Annotated in this window: 15 protein-coding genes, 1 tRNA gene and 1 pseudogene; 8 read left to right on the top strand and 9 right to left on the bottom strand. The window is 66.2% G+C overall.

The genetic code is table 11. From position 1 onward, the window contains the following. Positions 1-68: 68 nt before the first annotated feature. Together FXN61_RS21635 and FXN61_RS21630 are read left to right on the top strand one after the other, a co-directional pair. Positions 69-2,105: a bifunctional MFS transporter/dTMP kinase gene (locus FXN61_RS21635; protein WP_167975875.1), complete on the top strand. Its 2,037-nt coding sequence runs from the start codon at positions 69-71 to the stop codon at positions 2,103-2,105. A 23-nt stretch (positions 2,106-2,128) separates the two neighbouring features. Beyond that, positions 2,129-3,325, top strand: a complete 1,197-nt coding sequence (locus tag FXN61_RS21630) for a DNA polymerase III subunit delta' (protein ID WP_167975874.1) — start codon at positions 2,129-2,131, stop codon at positions 3,323-3,325. A 5-nt stretch (positions 3,326-3,330) separates the two neighbouring features. Here the strand turns inward: FXN61_RS21630 and FXN61_RS21625 are convergent, their stop codons facing one another. Together FXN61_RS21625 and FXN61_RS21620 are read right to left on the bottom strand one after the other, a co-directional pair. Next, entirely contained in the window at positions 3,331-4,068 is a 738-nt protein-coding gene (locus FXN61_RS21625; protein WP_167975873.1) for an IclR family transcriptional regulator, read from the bottom strand. Beyond that, on the bottom strand, positions 4,065-4,658 hold the full coding sequence (locus FXN61_RS21620) for an SDR family oxidoreductase (protein WP_312877900.1): 594 nt from the start codon (positions 4,656-4,658) through the stop codon (positions 4,065-4,067). The genes FXN61_RS21625 and FXN61_RS21620 overlap by 4 nt, the downstream gene beginning before the upstream one ends. 353 nt (positions 4,659-5,011) lie before the next feature. Here FXN61_RS21620 and FXN61_RS21615 point away from each other — a divergent pair, with 353 nt between their 5' ends. Beyond that, positions 5,012-6,205, top strand: a complete 1,194-nt coding sequence (locus FXN61_RS21615) for an AGE family epimerase/isomerase (protein ID WP_167975872.1) — start codon at positions 5,012-5,014, stop codon at positions 6,203-6,205. On the opposite strand, the gene FXN61_RS21610 is transcribed toward FXN61_RS21615, so the two are convergent. Continuing rightward, entirely contained in the window at positions 6,159-7,523 is a 1,365-nt protein-coding gene (locus FXN61_RS21610) for a hypothetical protein (protein ID WP_188135331.1), read from the bottom strand. The genes FXN61_RS21615 and FXN61_RS21610 overlap by 47 nt on opposite strands. 108 nt (positions 7,524-7,631) lie before the next feature. On the opposite strand from FXN61_RS21610, the gene FXN61_RS21605 reads away from it, so the two are divergent. After that, positions 7,632-7,705 (top strand) — tRNA-Thr (locus FXN61_RS21605). A 19-nt stretch (positions 7,706-7,724) separates the two neighbouring features. Here FXN61_RS21605 and FXN61_RS21600 read toward each other — a convergent pair. From FXN61_RS21600 to FXN61_RS21590, 4 genes are all read right to left on the bottom strand, one after another. Continuing rightward, positions 7,725-8,357, bottom strand: a complete 633-nt coding sequence (locus FXN61_RS21600; protein ID WP_223165541.1) for a tyrosine-type recombinase/integrase — start codon at positions 8,355-8,357, stop codon at positions 7,725-7,727. Beyond that, a complete protein-coding gene (locus FXN61_RS50800; RefSeq protein ID WP_223165540.1) occupies positions 8,330-9,052 on the bottom strand; it encodes an Rv1352/Rv1906c domain-containing protein in 723 nt (240 codons plus the stop codon). The genes FXN61_RS21600 and FXN61_RS50800 overlap by 28 nt, the downstream gene beginning before the upstream one ends. Positions 9,053-9,320: 268 nt before the next feature. Then, positions 9,321-10,451: a helix-turn-helix domain-containing protein gene (locus tag FXN61_RS21595; protein WP_312877899.1), complete on the bottom strand. Its 1,131-nt coding sequence runs from the start codon at positions 10,449-10,451 to the stop codon at positions 9,321-9,323. 135 nt (positions 10,452-10,586) lie between these two features. Next, positions 10,587-11,000, bottom strand: a complete 414-nt coding sequence (locus FXN61_RS21590) for an NUDIX hydrolase (RefSeq protein ID WP_167975870.1) — start codon at positions 10,998-11,000, stop codon at positions 10,587-10,589. Positions 11,001-11,161: 161 nt separating this feature from the next. Here FXN61_RS21590 and FXN61_RS21585 point away from each other — a divergent pair, with 161 nt between their 5' ends. Then, positions 11,162-11,905: a TauD/TfdA family dioxygenase gene (locus FXN61_RS21585; protein WP_167975869.1), complete on the top strand. Its 744-nt coding sequence runs from the start codon at positions 11,162-11,164 to the stop codon at positions 11,903-11,905. Further along, the gene (locus tag FXN61_RS21580; protein ID WP_167975868.1) at positions 11,902-12,246 is read left to right on the top strand and encodes a hypothetical protein; all 345 of its coding nucleotides are present in this window, start codon (positions 11,902-11,904) and stop codon (positions 12,244-12,246) included. Before FXN61_RS21585 ends, FXN61_RS21580 begins: the two co-directional genes overlap by 4 nt. Positions 12,247-12,959: 713 nt before the next feature. Here the strand turns inward: FXN61_RS21580 and FXN61_RS21575 are convergent. Further along, entirely contained in the window at positions 12,960-13,829 is an 870-nt protein-coding gene (locus FXN61_RS21575; protein WP_167975867.1) for a hypothetical protein, read from the bottom strand. Between the two features lie 119 nt (positions 13,830-13,948). After that, a complete protein-coding gene (locus FXN61_RS21570) occupies positions 13,949-14,617 on the bottom strand; it encodes an HNH endonuclease family protein (RefSeq protein ID WP_167975866.1) in 669 nt (222 codons plus the stop codon). A 65-nt stretch (positions 14,618-14,682) separates the two neighbouring features. Between FXN61_RS21570 and FXN61_RS56450 the strand changes: the two are divergent. Then, positions 14,683-16,264, top strand: a pseudogene (locus FXN61_RS56450) (DUF885 domain-containing protein). Continuing rightward, on the top strand, positions 16,257-17,393 hold a 1,137-nt coding region (locus tag FXN61_RS21555; protein ID WP_167975863.1), incomplete at its 3' end, for a DUF885 domain-containing protein. The pseudogene FXN61_RS56450 and the gene FXN61_RS21555, both read left to right, overlap by 8 nt.

Genomic DNA, 17,393 nt, shown 5'->3' with positions numbered 1-17,393 from the left:
GCTGAGAGTCCGGCATCCTCGCTCACCACATCCGGTTACGCTGATCGCACGGAGTGGGCCGATTAGGGGTGACTGAAATTCAGGACGCGGACACAGGAGTGACCGAGGCAGGCCAGGCAGGGCATGCCCAGTCCAGCGTGTCCACGGTCCACAGGCTGCGTTCGGTGCTGGCCATCCGGCCGTTCCGCCGGTTGTGGCTGGTCACCTATTTGTGCAGTGTCGGTGACTGGCTGTCACTGCTCGCGCTGACCGGTCTGGTCTCCGAGATGATGAACAGCTACCAGTGGCAGTCGTTCGCGCTGTCGCTGGTCGTGCTCACGCAGCTGCTGCCAGGCATCCTCTTCGCGCCCGTCGGTGGCGTGCTCGCGGACCGGTTCGACCGCCGCAAGGTGATGGTGATCTGCGACGTCCTGCGCGGCTCGCTGTTCATCTCGATCGCGTTGATCGGCTCACCGATCTGGCTGTTCGTGGCGAACTTCCTGGTCGGTTGCTGCGCGATGCTGTGGATCCCCGCCAAGGAGTCCGCGGTCCCGAACCTGCTGCGCCGCCCCGACCAGGTGGAGTCGGCGAACCAGCTCGGCCTGGTGATGACCTACGGCATCTCGACGATCAGCGGTTTCGGCCTGTACTCGCTGATCGCGGGCATCCCCGCCTACCTGAACCTGCAGGGCGGCAACCTCGAGTTCCGCATCGCGACGATCGCCGTGATGATCAACGGCCTGCTGTACTTCACCTCGGCGATCCTGGTCGCGACGCGGCTGCCGGAGCTGTCGGGACGCACCGAGTCGACGCGCAAGAAGGAAGACGCCGACAAGCCCGGTTTCGTCGCGATGTTCCGCGAAGGCCTGAAGTTCGCCGCCGCGACGCCGCTGGTCCGCGGCCTGGTGATAGGCATGATCGGCGCGTTCGCCGCGGCCGGTGTCGTGATCGCGACCGCGAAGCTCTACGCGGAGTCCCTGCTGGGCGGCGCCTCGACGTTCGGCCTGCTGTTCGTGGCCGTGTTCCTCGGCCTCGCGGTCGGAATGGCGACCGCGCCCCGGCTGGCGCGGCGGCTCGCCTACAACCGGCTGTTCGGCGTCACGATCGTGGGTGCCGGCGTCACGCTGGTCCTGGTCGCGGCGGCCCCGCACCTGTGGATGGCCCTGCTGACGGTGGCGCTGGTCGGCACGTGCGCCGGTGTGGCGTTCCTGACCGGTCTGACGATCGTGGGATCGCAGGTCGAGGACGAGATGCGCGGCCGCACGGTGGCGCTCATCCAGTCGTTGCTCAAGATCGTGCTGTTCGGTGCCTCTGCGGGCGCTCCGCTGCTGGTGGCCCTGCTGCAGAAGCGGACGGTCAGCGTCTTCGGCCATCCGATGGAGGTCGACGCGACCCGTCCGGTGATGCTCGGCGGTGCCGCGATCGCGATCGTCCTCGGCCTGGTCGCGTACCGGCAGATGGACGACCGCCGCGAGGAGCCGGTGCTGTCGTCGCTGTTCGCGGCGATCCGCGGCCGCCGCCAGACCAAGGGCATGCTGATCGCGGTCGAGGGCGACACCCGCGAGGACACGTCGGTGCAGGCCCGGCGACTGGCCGCGGCGTTGCGTGCCGAGGGCCTCGACGTGCTGCTGGCCGCAGACCCCGAGCACGACGAACGACGTCTGCGCACGATGCTTTCCTCCGCTGAGTTGGCGGGCGTGCGCGCGCAGGCCCTGGTAGCCGCCGCCGTACGTGCCGATGTCGTCGAACGGCAGGTGCGCCCCGCACTGGACGAGGGCTCCATCGTCGTGATGGAGCGCTACGTCGACTCACCGCTCGCGCACTTCACCGCGACGAGCACGCTGGAGCACCAGGAGCTCGAAGGCCTGGTCGACTGGGCCACCGGCCGCCTGCGCCCGGACCTGACGATCCTGCTGGACCGCCCGGTCGCCGACGGCAAGTCGATCGGCGTGGAGCACCACTGGCGTGTGCAGCGGCTTCTGAGCGAGATGGCCGCCTCCGACCCGGACCGCTACGTCGTGGTCGAGGCCGAGGGCGACGTGGACGTCGTGGCCGAGCGAGTCCGTTCCGCCGTCGTGCCGCTGCTCGCGACCCGCAAACGAGCGGTCCCCCAAGCCGCGGTCTGACCGCCCGCTGGAAGACTGCACCCATGAGCGTGTGGGACGAGGTGGTCGGTCAGCCCGACGCGGTGGCAACCCTGTCCGCGGCCGCCGAAGCCGCAGCCATGATCGTCGCGGGTGGCACTCCTGCTCCCGGTGTGATGACGCACGCCTGGCTCTTCACCGGGCCTCCCGGATCCGGGCGTTCCTCCACCGCTCGCGCCTTCGCCGGCGCTTTGGAGTGCGTGGCGACCGATGACCGGCCGGGTTGTGGTGAGTGCAGCGGGTGCCGCACTTCCCTGCACGGCACTCACGCCGACGTGCGAGTCGTGGCGCCCGAGGGGCTTTCGATCTCGGTGGCAGAGATGCGGTCGTTGGTCCAGATCTCTGCTCGCCGTCCCACGTCGGGGCGGTGGCAGGTGGTGATCATCGAGGATGCGGACCGGTTGACCGAGGGCGCCGCGAACGCTCTGTTGAAGGCTGTCGAGGAGCCGCCGGCGCGGACGGTGTTCCTTCTGTGTGCGCCCTCCGACCACCCTGACGACGTCTCGGTGACCATTCGGTCGCGTTGTCGGTTGGTGTCGTTGGGTTCGCCCCGGCCTGCTGCCATCGCGTCGGCTCTGGAGGCTGTGGACGGGGTTGCGCCAGAGGTGGCTCAGTGGGCGGCATCCGTTTGTGGCGGGCACGTCGGGCGGGCTCGGCGGTTGGCTGTCGATGAACAGGCTCGGGCGCGGCGTGAGGCGGTGCTGCGGATTCCGTTGGCGTTGCGGAAGCCGGCTGATGTTTTCACGTGCGCTGATGAGCTGATCAAGGCTGCCGAGGACGATGCTTCTACGGCCAACGAGGCTCGTAACGAGGCCGAGCGTGAGGCCTTGGAGACCGCTATGGGTGCCGGCGGAACGGGGAAAGGGACTGCGGCTGCTACCCGTGGGGCCAAGGGGGCGTTGAAGGACTTGGAGAAGCGGCAGAAGTCTCGGGCTACTCGGACTCAGCGCGATTCTCTCGACATGGCTTTGGTGGATTTGGCCGGGTTTTATCGGGATGCCTTGGTTGTCAAGAGCGGGTCCGAGGCTGCGTTGATGCATCCGGATCGGGACGGGGATTCTCGTACTGCTGCTGCGCAGTGGTCCGAGGAGTCGATTTTGCGGCGGTTGGAGGCTGTTTTGGCTTGCCGGGAGGCCATTGAGGTCAACGTCAAGCCTCGGATCGCTGTTGAGGCAATGGTGACCACGCTGCATCGGGGGTAGTCGCTTCAGGCCCAGCCGAGTGCTGCTGACACCTCGTCCGCCGCTCGCACCACCCGTGGGCCCAGTGCTATCAGTTCTGGCAGTGAGTGCTCCATTGCCAGCGATGAGGCCGAAAGGCCGCCTATCACCGTTCCGGTGTGGTCTCGGATCGCTGCGCCCACGCATCGGACGCCGATCTCGTTCTCTTCGTCGTCCAGCGCGAAGCGTGATCGTTGAACCCGCGACAGCTGCGACTTCAGGCGCGAGGACGAGGTGATCGTGCGCGGCGTCCTGCCCGGTAGGCCCACGCGGGAGATGTACGCGTCCAGTTCGGCAGGTGGGAGTGAGGCCAGCACCGCCTTGCCGATGGAGGTTCCGTGTGCGGGCAGGGACATGCCAAGGCGGGACGCCATTCGGTAGGGCTTGTTGGCCTCGATCTTGTCCACGTAGACCAGTTCGTCGCCGAACAGCACAGCCAGATGAGCTGTGCACCCCGTGGATTCCTGCAGTGAGCGCAGGAACGGTCGTGCCCGCTCCACCGTGTCCAGAGGCCGGAGAACTTTGCCCGCCAGGGCAAGCACCCGTGGGCCGGTGAGATAGCCGTCCGAGCCGAGGGTGGCGAAGCCCCGGTCCACCATCGCTTGGAGGAGGCGGTGGACCGTTGACTTCGGCAGGCCGGTGACCCGCGCTATGTCGGTGATGCGCGTGTGGTCGGCCAGGGCCTCCAGCACGGCGAGCGTTTTTTCGACGGCGGTATCGGTCATCTCGCCAGCCAGCCTCCATCGACCACGAGCACGTGTCCGGTCACATAATCGGACGCCGTGGAAGAAAGAAACACCGCAGGGCCCACCAGATCTTCTGGTGTGCCCCAGCGGCCGGCCGGGATGCGGCCTCGGATCGCTGGCTCGCGTGACGGGTCTGCTCGTAGCGGGGCCGTGTTGTTGGTTTCGATGTAGCCCGGAGCGATGGCGTTGACCTGCACGTTTGATGCGGCCCACTCGTTCGCCAGGAGCTTGGTCATGCCGACCAGGGCGTGCTTCGAGGCGGTGTAGGCGGAGACGAGGATTCCGCCCTGGAAGGACAGCAGGGACGCGATGTTCACGACCTTGCCGCTGCCGTTGGCCACCATCTGACGGCCGCAGAGCTTCGAGATCTCGAACGCCGAGTCGAGGTTCACGGCCATGACCCGTTGCCAGTCCGACAGGGAGACGTCGACGGCGGGGCCGCGGTGGATCGTGCCGGCGTTGTTGACCAGGACGTCCACGCGGTGTTCCGCCAGGACCGGTGTCAGCGCGGGTTCTACCGAGGCGGGATCGGAGAGGTCCACTGACACCGTGGCGACTGAAGGTGCCACATCGGACAGGTCGCCTCTGCCCACGAGGATCAGTCGGGCGCCTGCGTCGTGCAGGCGCGGGCGATGGCTCGGCCGATGCCCGTGCGGGCGCCGGTCACCAGGGCCGTCTTGCCTTCCAGGGAGAAGTTCATCGCGGCCTTCCGATCGGGGCGGCGGAGTGACACGATGTGCGCCGACCACCATGGAACTACGTTCCGTGGACTGGAACAAGCCGTCTCCACGCCGCCGGAGACCTGTTCAGGCTTATGAAAGGCGGCCTTGGTGTACCAGCAGAACCTGATCTACAACCTGACTGTCCACAGCGGACACTTTGCCGAGCTGCAACCCACACCGGTGCTCGGACGGGTGGCGCCATGACGTTCAGTCGCAGAACCCTTCTCGGTGCGGCCGCCGCCGGTTCCGTCGCGGTCGGTCTCCCAGGTGAGGCTTCGGCTGCTTCCAGCCGCTTGTTCCGCGAGTCGCTGGACTACGCGCTGGGCAAGCTTCGTCAGGTCGCGCCGAACGTCACCTCGTTCCCCGAGGAGACGAAGTTCGAGAAGTGGATCTACGTGAACTCCGGTGGCTGGGTCGGCGGTTTCTGGCCAGGCATGCACTGGCTCGCGTTCCTGGACAGCGGCGACGAGCAGTTCAAGAAGTGGGCGGTCGAGTCGGCGCTGCGGTTGTCCCCGCGCCGCACCGACACGTCGATCCACGACCTGGGCTTCCTGTTCTACCCGTCGTGGGTGACGGCCTACCGGCTCACCGGTGACGTCTCCTGGCGTGACGGCGCGGTGCAGGCCGCGTCGTCGTTGATCCAGCGCTACAACGACAAGGGCCGTTTCATCAGGGCGTGGGGAGCGCTCGGCACGCCGAACAACGCGGGCCGCGCGATCATGGACACGATGATGAACCTCGACCTGCTGACGTTCGCGTCCGAGCAGACCGGGGACTCGCGGTTCCTGGACGTGGCGGTGTCGCACGCGTTGACGACGCGCGCCAAGTTCATCAGGCCGGACGGCTCGACGCCGCACGTCTTCGACTTCAACCCGGACACGGGCGAGGACATCGGGCCCAACACGAACCAGGGCTACAGCCCGACGTCGTGCTGGTCACGCGGTCAGGCGTGGGGCATCTACGGGTTCACGACGATGTACCGGCGTACTCGGCGTCGCGAGTTTCTTGACGCGGCGCGGAAACTCGCGGACTTCGCTTTGGACGCCCTTACACCGGACCACATTCCGGTGTGGGACTACCGCTCACCGTTGGCGCCCAACGACGTCAAGGACTCGTCGGCGGGTGCCATCATGGCGTGCGGTCTGATCGACCTCTCTCGCGCCTCGGGGCGTGCGTCCTACTACGTGGCTGCGCTGCGCATCCTGGATGCGTTGTGCCGCACGTGCTTGACGACCCGTTCCGAACGGCACGAGGCCATCTTGGCGCGCGGCACCCGCAACCGCCGCATCGAGGTCGGCATCGAGGTTTCCCTGCCCTACGGCGACTACTACCTCATGGAGGCGTTGCTCAGGGTTTTGAAACCTCGGGAGCTCGGACGCGCGATCGGCCTCTGACCGGCAGCGCGGCGACGACCACCACGCCCGCGAGCAGCAGTCCCGTGCCGGTCCAGAACAGCGGGATCGACTGGTACACGGCGTTGGTGGAGGCCAGCGGCGGCGTCTTCTTGGGAGGCGCCGCCGCACCGCCTGGCTCTTGGGGAGCGTTCGTCTGCGCGGTCCCGCAGACGACACCGCCCTGCGGCGCCGCGGCCCGCACGATCTGCTCGCCGAGCGAGATCTGCGCGAGCGCCGCCGGCAGGTTCGGCAGCTTCAGCTTGTCCGTCGGCAGCACCTGCACGTCGAGCATCCGCGCCGTCGCCCCGAGCTGGAACCCGCTGAACCCGTTGCCGGTGAAGGCGGCCTTCTTCTCGTTCAGTCCCGCGATCTGCAGCTTGATGACGACCAGATCGAGCAGCAACGGGATGTCCAACGCCGGATGCGCGGCGTCCAGCGTGCCGAGCTCCTTGCCGTTCTGACTGACCTTCAGCACCGGTGCGGTGTAGGTGATCTTCGACGTCTTCTCGTCCCCGGTCGCCGTGGCCGTGAGCGTCGGCGGCGAAGCCACGTCGATCTTGACGCCACCCGCGAGCTCGACGCTGACCGCACGCATGGTCGACGTCGACTCGACGGCCTTGTTCTTCGAGCCGGGCAGGTCGACGAGCCGTACCTGGGAGTGCGCCTCGAACGTGTCAGGAATGCTGATCAGGCTGGTCTTCGCCGGCAACGGCACCTCAGCCGGCAACGCACTCAGCACCTGCAGCCCGGCGAGAGAGGTTCTCGCAGTGGCCAGCGGACTCACGCACGGCCCCAGCTTCTCGTCCCACCGCGCGTGCACGCTGCCGTTGAGCAGGCTGAGCTTGGCGAGCGGCGTCTCCGGAACCGGCAGCCCACCGTTGGCCGGCTGCGGGTTGTCCGGAATCGCCGTCTGCACGAGCGTCCCCGGCGACTGCGGGGAACGACCGCCGACCGCGAACCCGAACGGGCTCGCCTGCGTCACCACCCGCTCGGTGCTGAGGAACGCCTCGGTGTTGACCTGCGCGCTGGCGAGCCCCAGCCCGAACTCGGTGACCGACTGCTTCGGCAGCTGATCGCTCAGCCCGGGAAGGATCGTGTTCGTGGGCACCCCCTGCGGCCCGAGCCGCACCACGCTGAGCCCGGTCCCCGCGTCCCCGACCGCGTGCGCGAGCGGCTGAGGCCCGTTCGGTGCCGACGCGGGCGGCTGGTTCGGGTCACGCGGTCCAGGCACCGGCGTGGTGGGAGGCTGCGCGAGCGCGGGTGCTGCCATGAGCGCGAGCAGCAACCCGGCCAACGGCACGGACGACGATCGGCGCATGAACCACTCCTCGGCGGTTAGGAGGTGGTGACATCGGTCACGGTCCGTACAACGAAGGCGACCCCCGTGAGTGACGGGTGTCCGGGTCGGCTATAGTTATCGCGTCTCGCCGCCTTAGCTCAGTCGGCCAGAGCGGCTCACTCGTAATGAGCAGGTCATCGGTTCGATTCCGATAGGCGGCTCGGTGAGATAAGACCCAGGTCAGGCTTCCTGACCTGGGTCTTTCTTTGTTCCCAGGTCCGTGACGAGTTGTAGAGCTGCACTGCTCTGGGCCTCGTGTGTGCCCGAAGTGTGCCCATCGGTTCCGGTGGACCTGCGCGGGACGAGCTTGGCCGCTGCTTCGGCGGCTCGGTGAGCGACCTCGGGAAGGACGCTCGTGTAAATGTCCGACGTGATGGTGATGGACGAGTGACCAAGCATTTCCTGCACGGTCTTCATGTCCGCACCGCCCGCGGGTGCGAGCGTCGCGGCACGGTGCCGCAGATCGTGCAGCCTGATCGGCGGTAGGCTCGACGTCCGCACGATTCTCTCGAACGCCTCGGACACCTTGCCGGGATGCAGCAACGTCCCGTTGGCTTCGGTGAACACGCGGCCCGTGTTGACCCAGGCCTCGCCCCATTCCAACCGCTCGGCTGCCTGCTGCGCCTTGTGCGTCCGCAGCACCTTGACCGTCTCGGCGTCCAGCGCGACGACTCGCGCACCGCTGGACGTCTTCGGGTCTCCCTCCTCGACGTCCCATCCGTCGAGGATGAGCTGAGTCGCGACCGGTACGTCATAGCAACTCGCGGCGTGTACGAAACTCGAAGTTATTTGACGAGCTGCCAGGTTCCGCACCGTTGAGTGGTGAAGCTTCCGTCTGTGGGAGCAACTGTCACCGTGATTGACTGCGCATGGGTGGCGAAGTTGTTGTCGATGATCTCGCCGTCCGGCCGTGTCCGCTCCCAGTAGCAGTCATCGACGCTGTGGGTCGTCCGGTACTTGCCGGGCTTGATCTTTCCCTTGCCGGTGCCGATCTCGTATGTTCCGCTACCGAACGGCACGTTCCCTTCGAGCACGTCGTTCAGCGCGCCTTGGTGCTCAGGGCACAGCAGGGGAATTCCGATCTTGAAGATTTCCAGACTCTTCGCATCCTCGTTGATCTGTCCCTGGAGGAACTCCGACGCGGTCACGTACTGGGCCGGGGTAATCATGCTCTTGCACACGTCGAGCACCCATGCGGATGCAGTGCGGTACGTGGTGCCAACAGCCGAGTCGAGCCCTGCTGTCTGTACGGCCTCATCGACCTTCTCCGCTGGAGTGAGTTCTCCAGGTTTGACCCACACGGTCGCAGTCGAGTAGGTGCTGCGGTTGGCCTCGATCGAACTCACGACCCACTTGTTCAGGGACTCGGGGAGCGTTCCAGAGGTCGAAATCTGGAAGAGGTTCGACTTCTTGGTCGCATGAGTCACGTAGACGTAGTAGCCGAGTTTCTGGATCTCGGCGACCGCTGTGTTCGCAGTGACGCCTACGTACTTGGCGGTGTCGATCACTGGTGGAAGCGGTGCGGCGGAGGTTGTCGTGGTCGTTAGCGCCGTTGATGATCGGGACGGTTCAGACGAAGGACTTGCAGCGCCGCAGGCGGACAGAGCGGCTACTGCGCCTAGCGATGAAGGGCAGCGTGAATTGGCGCATGCGGAACTCTTTTCGCAGTCGCAAGTGGTGTCACATCTGGCTGCCAGGCATGCCCTGTATCGGTGTGACACCACTAACGCGTTACTGACTGTGGTCGTCCGCTGAGATCGACTCAGTCGATGCTCATCAGCCCGGTGTCAGAAGGGCGTTGAGGCGTTGTAGTGCTAGTTGCCCACTTGTGCTGATTTCGATGAGTCCGCCATCGTCGGCAGCGCGGATTGTTCGCTGTATCTGATGCGGCAGGCGGTGGGTCTCTGCTGCAAGGAGCGCGGTGCACAAGGCGTCCTCTGCGTCGTCTCGCTGTTGGGCTGCAAGCAGAACCTGCCCGGCGGTGACTCGCTCGATGATGTGCCATTGCGGGGCGACTGGTGCTGCATCCGGCATGTTCGTCTGCATGATCCGGACCGCGTTGGCGGCTCTGCCGGTTGCGACCAATCCGCGTAGTTCGATCTCCCGGAACGTGAACGGGTTGAACAGCATGCTTCGGCCGCCACCGTCGTCGAGCCGTTCGCGGTACCCGTTGATCGCGAGGTCGAACAGGTCCGGGTCACCGTGTTCGCCTGCTGCACGAGCGAGAAGCGCGAACGCGGCTCCCTGCCCTTCGCGATCCTCGGACACGGCAACAGCTCGGCTAAGTCGAGCGATGGCTGCGCCGACATGGTCAGCCTTGCGTAGCTCGTTCCCATGCATCCGGAGCGCGTGAGCGAGGAACGCCCGATCGCCGAGGCGCTCGGCGATCACCAGCGCCTTGCCTGTCCAGCGAGCAGCAGCCGTCAGCCGTTCCTCAGGTAGCACCGTGCCGAGCGAGACGCCGAGTGCTGCGCGGCCCTGCCCGAGCAGGATCATCGTGTCCCGATCGGCCCTTCCCTCGGCGGCTCGTGCCTCAAGTCGAGCGACCAGCGGCCATAGTTCGTTGACCGCATCGACGGCTCTGCCGGACTGGCGTGCGATCTCAGCAAGGCGGATGGTCGAGTCACCGAACTGATTCATCGCCGCGAAGTCGGCATCGTCGTTGTCGGTCACGCCCAGCGCGTGCATCGGCAGCCCGAGCGTCCGTGCGATGTGCCGGCGCGTGGCGACGTCGCTGATGTTCCGGCGACCGGTCTCGATCATCGACACGTAGGTCTTGTCGTAGCCGAGCAGGGCTGCGAGTCGTTCCTGGCTGAGCTTGTTCAGCTTGCGGTAGGCGCGCAGGATCGTTGCCAGATCGCGACTTCTGAGGGCCGCGGTTGCCTCTGGTGCCGACCACAACCACACGACGGGCGTGAGTCGACGAGCAGGAACGACCGGGGCGACGTGACGCGCACTGGCGTGACAGGTGGGACAGATCGGCTCGACGGCGAGCCGACTCAGTTCGGCTCCGCACGCGTCACAGCGTCCGCCCGTCATGGCTTACCTGACCGCGTCTGCGCGCAAGCGTTCGAACCACGTCGCGATCGAGCGCTTGTAGCCCTCGGGCATGTTCAAGCCCGGCACTTCGTCTTCGGCGAACAGCCCGATTTCCTTGTGCTCGTGGGAAAGCACGGGCTCGCTGTCGCCGTCCGGGTGGCAGCCGTAGGTCACGATGAACACGTTCTTCTCGGCGACGTTGATGTAGTACATCCACGTGTCGAGGATCGGCCCGGTCGTCACCTTCCACTGCGTCTCTTCGGTGATCTCGCGGGCAACGCACTCTTCAGGCGTCTCGCCCGGCTCGATGCGGCCGCCCGGCAGCTCCCACTCCTCGCGCTCGTTCTTCAGCAGCAGCACCTTGCCGTCGCGGACCACCACGCCCTTGATCGAGACGGGGTAGGCAAGCTGGCTCATCGAGGTGTCCTCCGTGGTCGCGGGCAAGCTGCTCAACGGCAAAGTAGCACCGGAACCCACCATGCCGAGGCGACGCGGTGTTGACAACCTGTCACTGGACGTGGTGGACAGAACAGCGTTCTGCTGATCCCGTAGACGAATCGTTTCGGGAGGTAGACGCCATGATCGAGCCGTGTCGCGTCAACGCGGACTCCGCCAACCTGGTCGAGCTGATCGCCGAGCAGGGACTCGCTGTAGTCGACGGTCTCGATGGTCCTGAGGACCTCCTGAGGCTCGCGCGATCGCTCGCCATCGTCGTGCCGCACCGGGACAGCGGACCAGACGGCGTCACCACGATCGCTGACCTCGGCGAGTCGATCGTGCGCAGTGGATTCGCAGGCTTCAGTGCGTGTGCGCTCAACCCGCACACCGATCGCTCTGGTGTTCCGCATCCACCTGCCCTGCTGATGATGAGCTGCACGCAAGCAGCGACAACCGGCGGCGAGTGCGTGCTCATCGACGGCCAGGCCGTGTACGACGATCTCGCCGAGTCGGAGCCCGAAGCGCTCATCGCCTTGAGTACTCCGCGCTCTGTGCTGTTCGGCGGCGCGGCCGGACATCTCAGTTCGATCTTCAGCGACAACGGCGGCGGCCGGATCGCCGTCAGACTTCGACTCGACGAGCTCGCTCAATTCGCGCCCGAGGTCGACCGCTGGATTCCAGTGCTGCGCGCGGCGATCGACCGTCACGCGTTCGAGTTCAGGCTCGCTGCTGGGCAGGGCTACGTCCTCGACAACCACCGCTGGTTGCATGGTCGGCGAGCGTTCACCGGGCAGCGCGTGGTCCACCGCGTGAACGGCGATCCGTTGCCGGAACTGGTTGTGGCGACGGGTGTTCGCGTCCGGGCATCGAGTGATGCCGCATGAGCGACGATACGGCGATCCGCGCGTTTCCCGCGCTCGCTGCGCTCATTGCGATCAGAGACGCGGGCTGGACCTTCGTCCACCGCGACGCGGTCGAGGGCGTGCCGACACAGGTCGACGGCTACCGAGTCTGGCCAGGCGGATGGATTGACGCTGTCCGGGTTCGCGATGAGAACGACGCGATGGCGTTGCGCACCGATGGGGATGAGCCGCCCGGCATCGTGTGGGAGCGAACAGGTCCGCTCACGCACGTGGTTCAGGAGCTGTTGAGTGTTCCTGCTCCTGGCGATCGGCTCGCGCCTCGGCTCGTGAAGGCGACCGGGCCGATCTTATGGACGCCGTAGTCAGACCAGCAGCTGGTGTCTTCCGGTCGTTGTTGCACGCGGTCGAAGCGACGGCACGCCCAATCGACTTCCGAGGGATCGCACTCTGGTTCGCCGTCTGCGGAGCGGCATCCGTGCTGGTCAGCGGGGACGAGATGGGGGCTCGCAAAGTGTGCCCATTGTGTGCCCGAACGCTCCGAAACGAGCTGATCGACAACGGCACCGAACGGCAGCCGCACCGGCCTGACCAGGATCAATCAGACCGGTGTGGTACTACCCGTCAGTACTCAACACGAACACCAGGGAACTCGTAATGAGCAGGTCATCGGTTCGATTCCGATAGGCGGCTCGGTGAGACGGAAGGGCCAGGTCACTCGATGACCTGGCCCTTCCGCTGTTTAGTCGTTCGTCAGGCCCAGGTGTGAACGGCGGACTAAGCTCGGCCGTATCCGGGGAAGACGCAGTGACCGGGCGCTTCCGAGGGGTCACCTAAGGTGAGTTCGGTCCGGGTGGTTAACATCGCCGACCTTCGTGCGATCAGTCCACCAAAGGACCGGCGAGCCTCCACTGTCGCCTGGTGCGGTGGTGAGCCGACACGCATCACCTTGTATGCAGAAGGAGGAACGCACACCATGTCGTACATGGGCGGCGAGAACGGCGACAAGTGAGTCGCTGACCTGGGCTTACGTGCCCCGCAGGGGGCCTGCACAGCCAGGTGTGGTGTGCAGGCCGTTTTACCTCTGAAGTTCCAGCAGCATCCCGGCACGACGGTTCGCAGGCAGGTTGTTGATGGCCAGCATGATCTCGACGCGTCCTGCGTTGGTCTTCCTGATGATCTCGAAGTCGTCCCGGATCCGGTTGAGTGCGATCACGTCCCAGTGCACGTCGACTCCCGGTGGCAGGACGATCGTGTAGGTCGCGCGTTCGACCGGTTGCCGGAAGTAGAAGGTGAACGGGTCGGGCTTCTTGTTGACCATCAGTGGCACGCATTTCTTCGGCCAGGTCCACTCCATTTTCAGGCGTATTTCGCTGTCCACTTCCGCAGGCGAGTGGAAGTGGGAGACCATGTCGAGTTTGCCGTCCGCGCTCCAATGCGACGTGACCAGAAAGCTCGGTCCCATGCTTCCGTCGACCAGGAGGCTGCGAACTTTCGCGTTGACCTCCTTCTGGATCGACTTGGGCTGGTTCCAGCCCGGGCCGAAGCGCAGCCGGAAGAACCTCGCCTCGGCGTTGCGAATCACGGCGTTGACCGTGATGAACTCCTGCGTGTCGCCGTTGGCCGCGATGACCGCGACCTGGTCCCACACCTTGATGTCGAACTGGCTGGGCTGCAGTTCCATCAGCATGTACGAGTACTTGGACAGGAGGGCCCGGTACTCGCGGGACTCCGACTCGAGCTTGGTGACGCGGGCCGTCAGGTAGACGAGCAGCAGGAGCACCAGGACGATTGCGCCGATCACGAACGCCGTGCGAATGGCGACCGGCCCGAACAGGGTGGACAACACGGCACCGAACGCGACGAGGCCGAGCAGTCCCTTGATGAACCCGACCGCTCCTTCGTCCTGGAGGAATTTCTCCAGCCACTGCGCGAACGACCTGAGCACCCGGTCCACCCCTCCGCCGCCTGACTAGGCAGGGTATCTCGGGCCTGTCGGAGTCGTCATCGAAGTTGGTACAAATGGGTGGACGCTGAATTGTCAATCAATTGGCATTGTTCCGCAGTTTATGTCGCAGGAGGTGTGTCACAGGTGGTGAGTGCGTTCTCCAGCGCCGAACGCTCTGCCGGCGCCACGCTCAACCCGTAGGCAGCCTTCACCGTCACGTAAATCCGCCCGTACGAGCACGTGTATGCGGCGTTGGGAGGCATCCACTCGTCAGGTGTCTTGTCGCCCTTCGACTGGTTGACCTTTCCGGAGACCGCCATCAGGTTGCGCAGGTCGTTCGCTGCCGCCACCCGGCGCTCCTGGGGCCACGCGGCCGCACCGCTGCGCCACATCTCCGCCAGCGGCACCACGTGGTCGATCTGGATCTTCGACACGCTGGTGACGCGCGAGCCGGTGTAGGGGTCGTCGAGCGTGCCCGACTGCACGCCGCAGCGGCCGGGCTTGCGCTCCACGGCCGTCAGGTCGCGGGCCAGCACCTGGCTGCGCTGGTCGCAACCGTCGCCGTCGGTGTCGAACCACGGCTGCCCGAACACGCACGCCTGACCGTTGTCGCAGTCGCGCACGTACCCGTCCAGCCGGCCCGGCGCGTTCAACGGCAGAGCGGCGAGAGAGGTGCGCGCCGCAACAGCGTCGAGGGTTCCGGCCGGCACTCGGTCGACCTGCGCGGGCGGGGAAAGGGGTATCGCGGAACAGCCGGTCAGCAGGATGATCAGCAGTAGCCACCGCATGGAAAGGGCTTACCCGCCACACCGGGCTCTGATGGCCGCTCAACGGCGTAACTCCTGGGGGACAGATGTCTGAAGCCAACGCGCTCGCCGACCGGCTCTTCGACACGATTCTCGACCGCTATCCGGTCGACGCCAGCCTGATGGGCTTCGACGTCGACCACGAGTCGCTCGTCGACCACAGCGAGGAAGCCGATCAGCGCTACCGGGTCCGGCTCTGGGCGATCGGTGACGCCGCGGAACGGCTCCAGCCGGAGACGTTGCCCGACCGCATCACCCTGGGGATCGTCCTGCACGAGGTGCGCACCCAGTCCGACGACATCGAGGCCAGGCGGATCGAGTTCGGGATCAGCACCAACCTTCGCACGACGGTCCCCAGCACTCTGGCGTTCCTGCCGCGCGTCCCCGTCGACACGCCGGAACGCCGAGCCGGGTACCTGGAGCGGCTGCGCAGGCTCGACGGGTTCCTCGCGACGATGATCACTCGTCACCGCACGGGTTTCGAGCACGGTCGGACGCCGGTGAGACACCTGGTGGAGCAGGCGATCGAACTGATCAACGGACATCTTGAGAACCTCAACGCGTTCGACCTCGTGGACGGTGCGAGCGAGGTCATCGACGAGGTCGTCCGGCCATCGCTTGAGAACTACCGCGACTTCCTGCGAAGCGAGGCGCTGCCACTGGGACGCGACACCGAGCATTCCGGGTTGTGCTGGCTGCCCAACCGGCGACGCGGTGTACCGGAAGGCGATCCGCGCCCACACGACCGAGGACATCGACCCAGAAGAGTTGCACGCCACCGGGTTGCGGTTGATTGAGGACCTCAAGCGCGAGTTCGCGCAGTACGGCGATGACGTGTTCGGCCGCATCCGCAACGACCCTGCCTTCCGCCACACCAGCGCCGAGGAGATGCTCGCCGCCGCCCGCACGGCCGTCACGAAGGCCGAAGCCGCCGCACCCCAGTGGTTCCGCACGACACCGGACGCCGCGTGCGCGATCAAGGAGGCACCGCCGGCGGTGCCCGCGCACGTGCCGCCCCACTACTTCCCGGCCGCGGAGGACGGCAGCCGGCCCGGCACGTACTTCGTCAACACCAAGGAACCGCAGAACCGCCTCAAGATCGAGGACGAGGCCACGGCGTACCACGAGGCCGTGCCGGGGCATCACTTCGAGTACTCCAAGTCGGCGCTGCTCAAGGGCCTCCCCGTCGTGCGCAGGAAGACGCCGATCAGCGTGTTCGGCGAGGGCTGGGCGCTCTACTGCGAACGTCTCGCCGACGAGATGGGCCTGTACAGCAACGACGAGTCCAGGCTCGGCATGCTCACCATGGACGCCATGCGCGCCGGCCGGCTCGTCGTCGACACCGGGTTGCACGCCAAGGGGTGGAGTCGTCAACAGGCCATCGACTACCTCGTCGGCAACACCCCGTTGTCGCTCATGCAGATCGAGTCCGAAGTGGACCGGTATCTCGGCGAACCCGGTCAGGCGCTCGCGTACATGGTGGGGCGGCTGAAGTTCCAGGAGCTGCGGCGGAAGGCCGAGAAGGCGGGCAAAGACGTTCGCGACTTCCACGAGGTCGTGCTCAGTCAGGGCCGGCTCACGCTCGCACTGCTCGACGAGGTCGTCGAGGAGTGGATCGCCGATGCGTGATCTCGCGGAGCGGCTGTCCGAGCTGATGCTGGACCACCACGCGTTGCGGGCGAACCTGTTGGGCTTGAGGGACGACGGCGCGCTGCAGGACCACAGCGAGGAGTCGGACCAGGAACACCTGCGGGGCTATCGGCAGATCGCAGGGGAAGCGGAACGGCGAACCCCGGAAACCCTCGACGACCACATCACCCGGGATGTCGTCCGGCACCTGGCACGCGCGGAGTGCGAGACGATCGAGTCGAGGGCGATCGAGTTCGGTGTCAGCGGCTACATCCGGTCCGCGGTACCGGAGTTGCTCTACTTTCTGGGCGACCTGAAGAGCCACCACGCCGTGCCGGGGTTCCTCGCGACGGTCGCCGAACGGCACCGCGCGGGCATCGCCGCGGGACGGACACCGGTCAGGCACCTCGTCGAGCAAACGATCGAGCTCGTGGACCGTCACATCGCAGAACACGACGAACTTCGTCCGGCACTGCGGAACTACCGCGACGTGCTGACGAACGACGTCCTGCCGCACGGCCGCGACACCGAGCACGCCGGGCTGTGCTGGTTGCCTGACGGCGAAGCGTTGTACCGAATGGACATCCGCAGGCACACGACCGCAGACCTCGACCCCCACGAGCTGCACGCCACCGGACTCAGGCTCATCGAGAACCTCCAACGCGAGTTCGGCGGGCGCCGAGGTGGCGGACACAGGTACGCCAGCGCCGACGAGATGATCGCCGACGCCGAAGCAGCCATGCGACGGGCTGAAGCCGTTGCCCCGCAATGGTTCCGAACGACGCCAGACGAACGGTGCGTGATCGCCGAGACCGCGCCGTCGGTGTCGGCGAGCACTCCGCCGCACTACCTGCCGGCCGCACTCGACGGCAGCCGGCCCGGCACCTACTTCGTCAACACCAAAGAACCACATACCCGCTTGAAGTGCGTGGCCGAGGCGACGGCGTTCCACGAAGCGGTGCCGGGCCATCACTTCGAGAACACCAGGATCATGCTCCTCGACGACCTGCCGCTGCTCCGCCGCAAGGCACCGATCAGCGTGTTCGGCGAGGGCTGGGCGCTCTACTGCGAACGTCTCGCCGACGAGATGGGCCTGTACAGCAACGACGAGTCCAGGCTCGGCATGCTC

This window comes from Lentzea indica (assembly GCF_012184385.1).
Taxonomy (GTDB): domain Bacteria; phylum Actinomycetota; class Actinomycetes; order Mycobacteriales; family Pseudonocardiaceae; genus Lentzea; species Lentzea indica.
Note: the sequence above shows the minus strand (reverse complement) of the source record. Positions and strands in the feature narration are given on the sequence as shown.

Excerpts from the sequence above, each read along its gene's own strand:
- FXN61_RS21630 (WP_167975874.1), top strand. The coding sequence starts at position 2,129 with ATGAGCGTGTGGGACGAGGTGGTCGGTCAGCCCGACGCGGTGGCAACC.
- FXN61_RS21625 (WP_167975873.1), bottom strand. The coding sequence starts at position 4,068 with ATGACCGATACCGCCGTCGAAAAAACGCTCGCCGTGCTGGAGGCCCTG.
- FXN61_RS21615 (WP_167975872.1), top strand. The coding sequence starts at position 5,012 with ATGACGTTCAGTCGCAGAACCCTTCTCGGTGCGGCCGCCGCCGGTTCC.
- FXN61_RS21610 (WP_188135331.1), bottom strand. The coding sequence starts at position 7,523 with ATGCGCCGATCGTCGTCCGTGCCGTTGGCCGGGTTGCTGCTCGCGCTC.
- FXN61_RS21590 (WP_167975870.1), bottom strand. The coding sequence starts at position 11,000 with ATGAGCCAGCTTGCCTACCCCGTCTCGATCAAGGGCGTGGTGGTCCGC.
- FXN61_RS21585 (WP_167975869.1), top strand. The coding sequence starts at position 11,162 with ATGATCGAGCCGTGTCGCGTCAACGCGGACTCCGCCAACCTGGTCGAG.
- FXN61_RS21580 (WP_167975868.1), top strand. The coding sequence starts at position 11,902 with ATGAGCGACGATACGGCGATCCGCGCGTTTCCCGCGCTCGCTGCGCTC.
- FXN61_RS21570 (WP_167975866.1), bottom strand. The coding sequence starts at position 14,617 with ATGCGGTGGCTACTGCTGATCATCCTGCTGACCGGCTGTTCCGCGATA.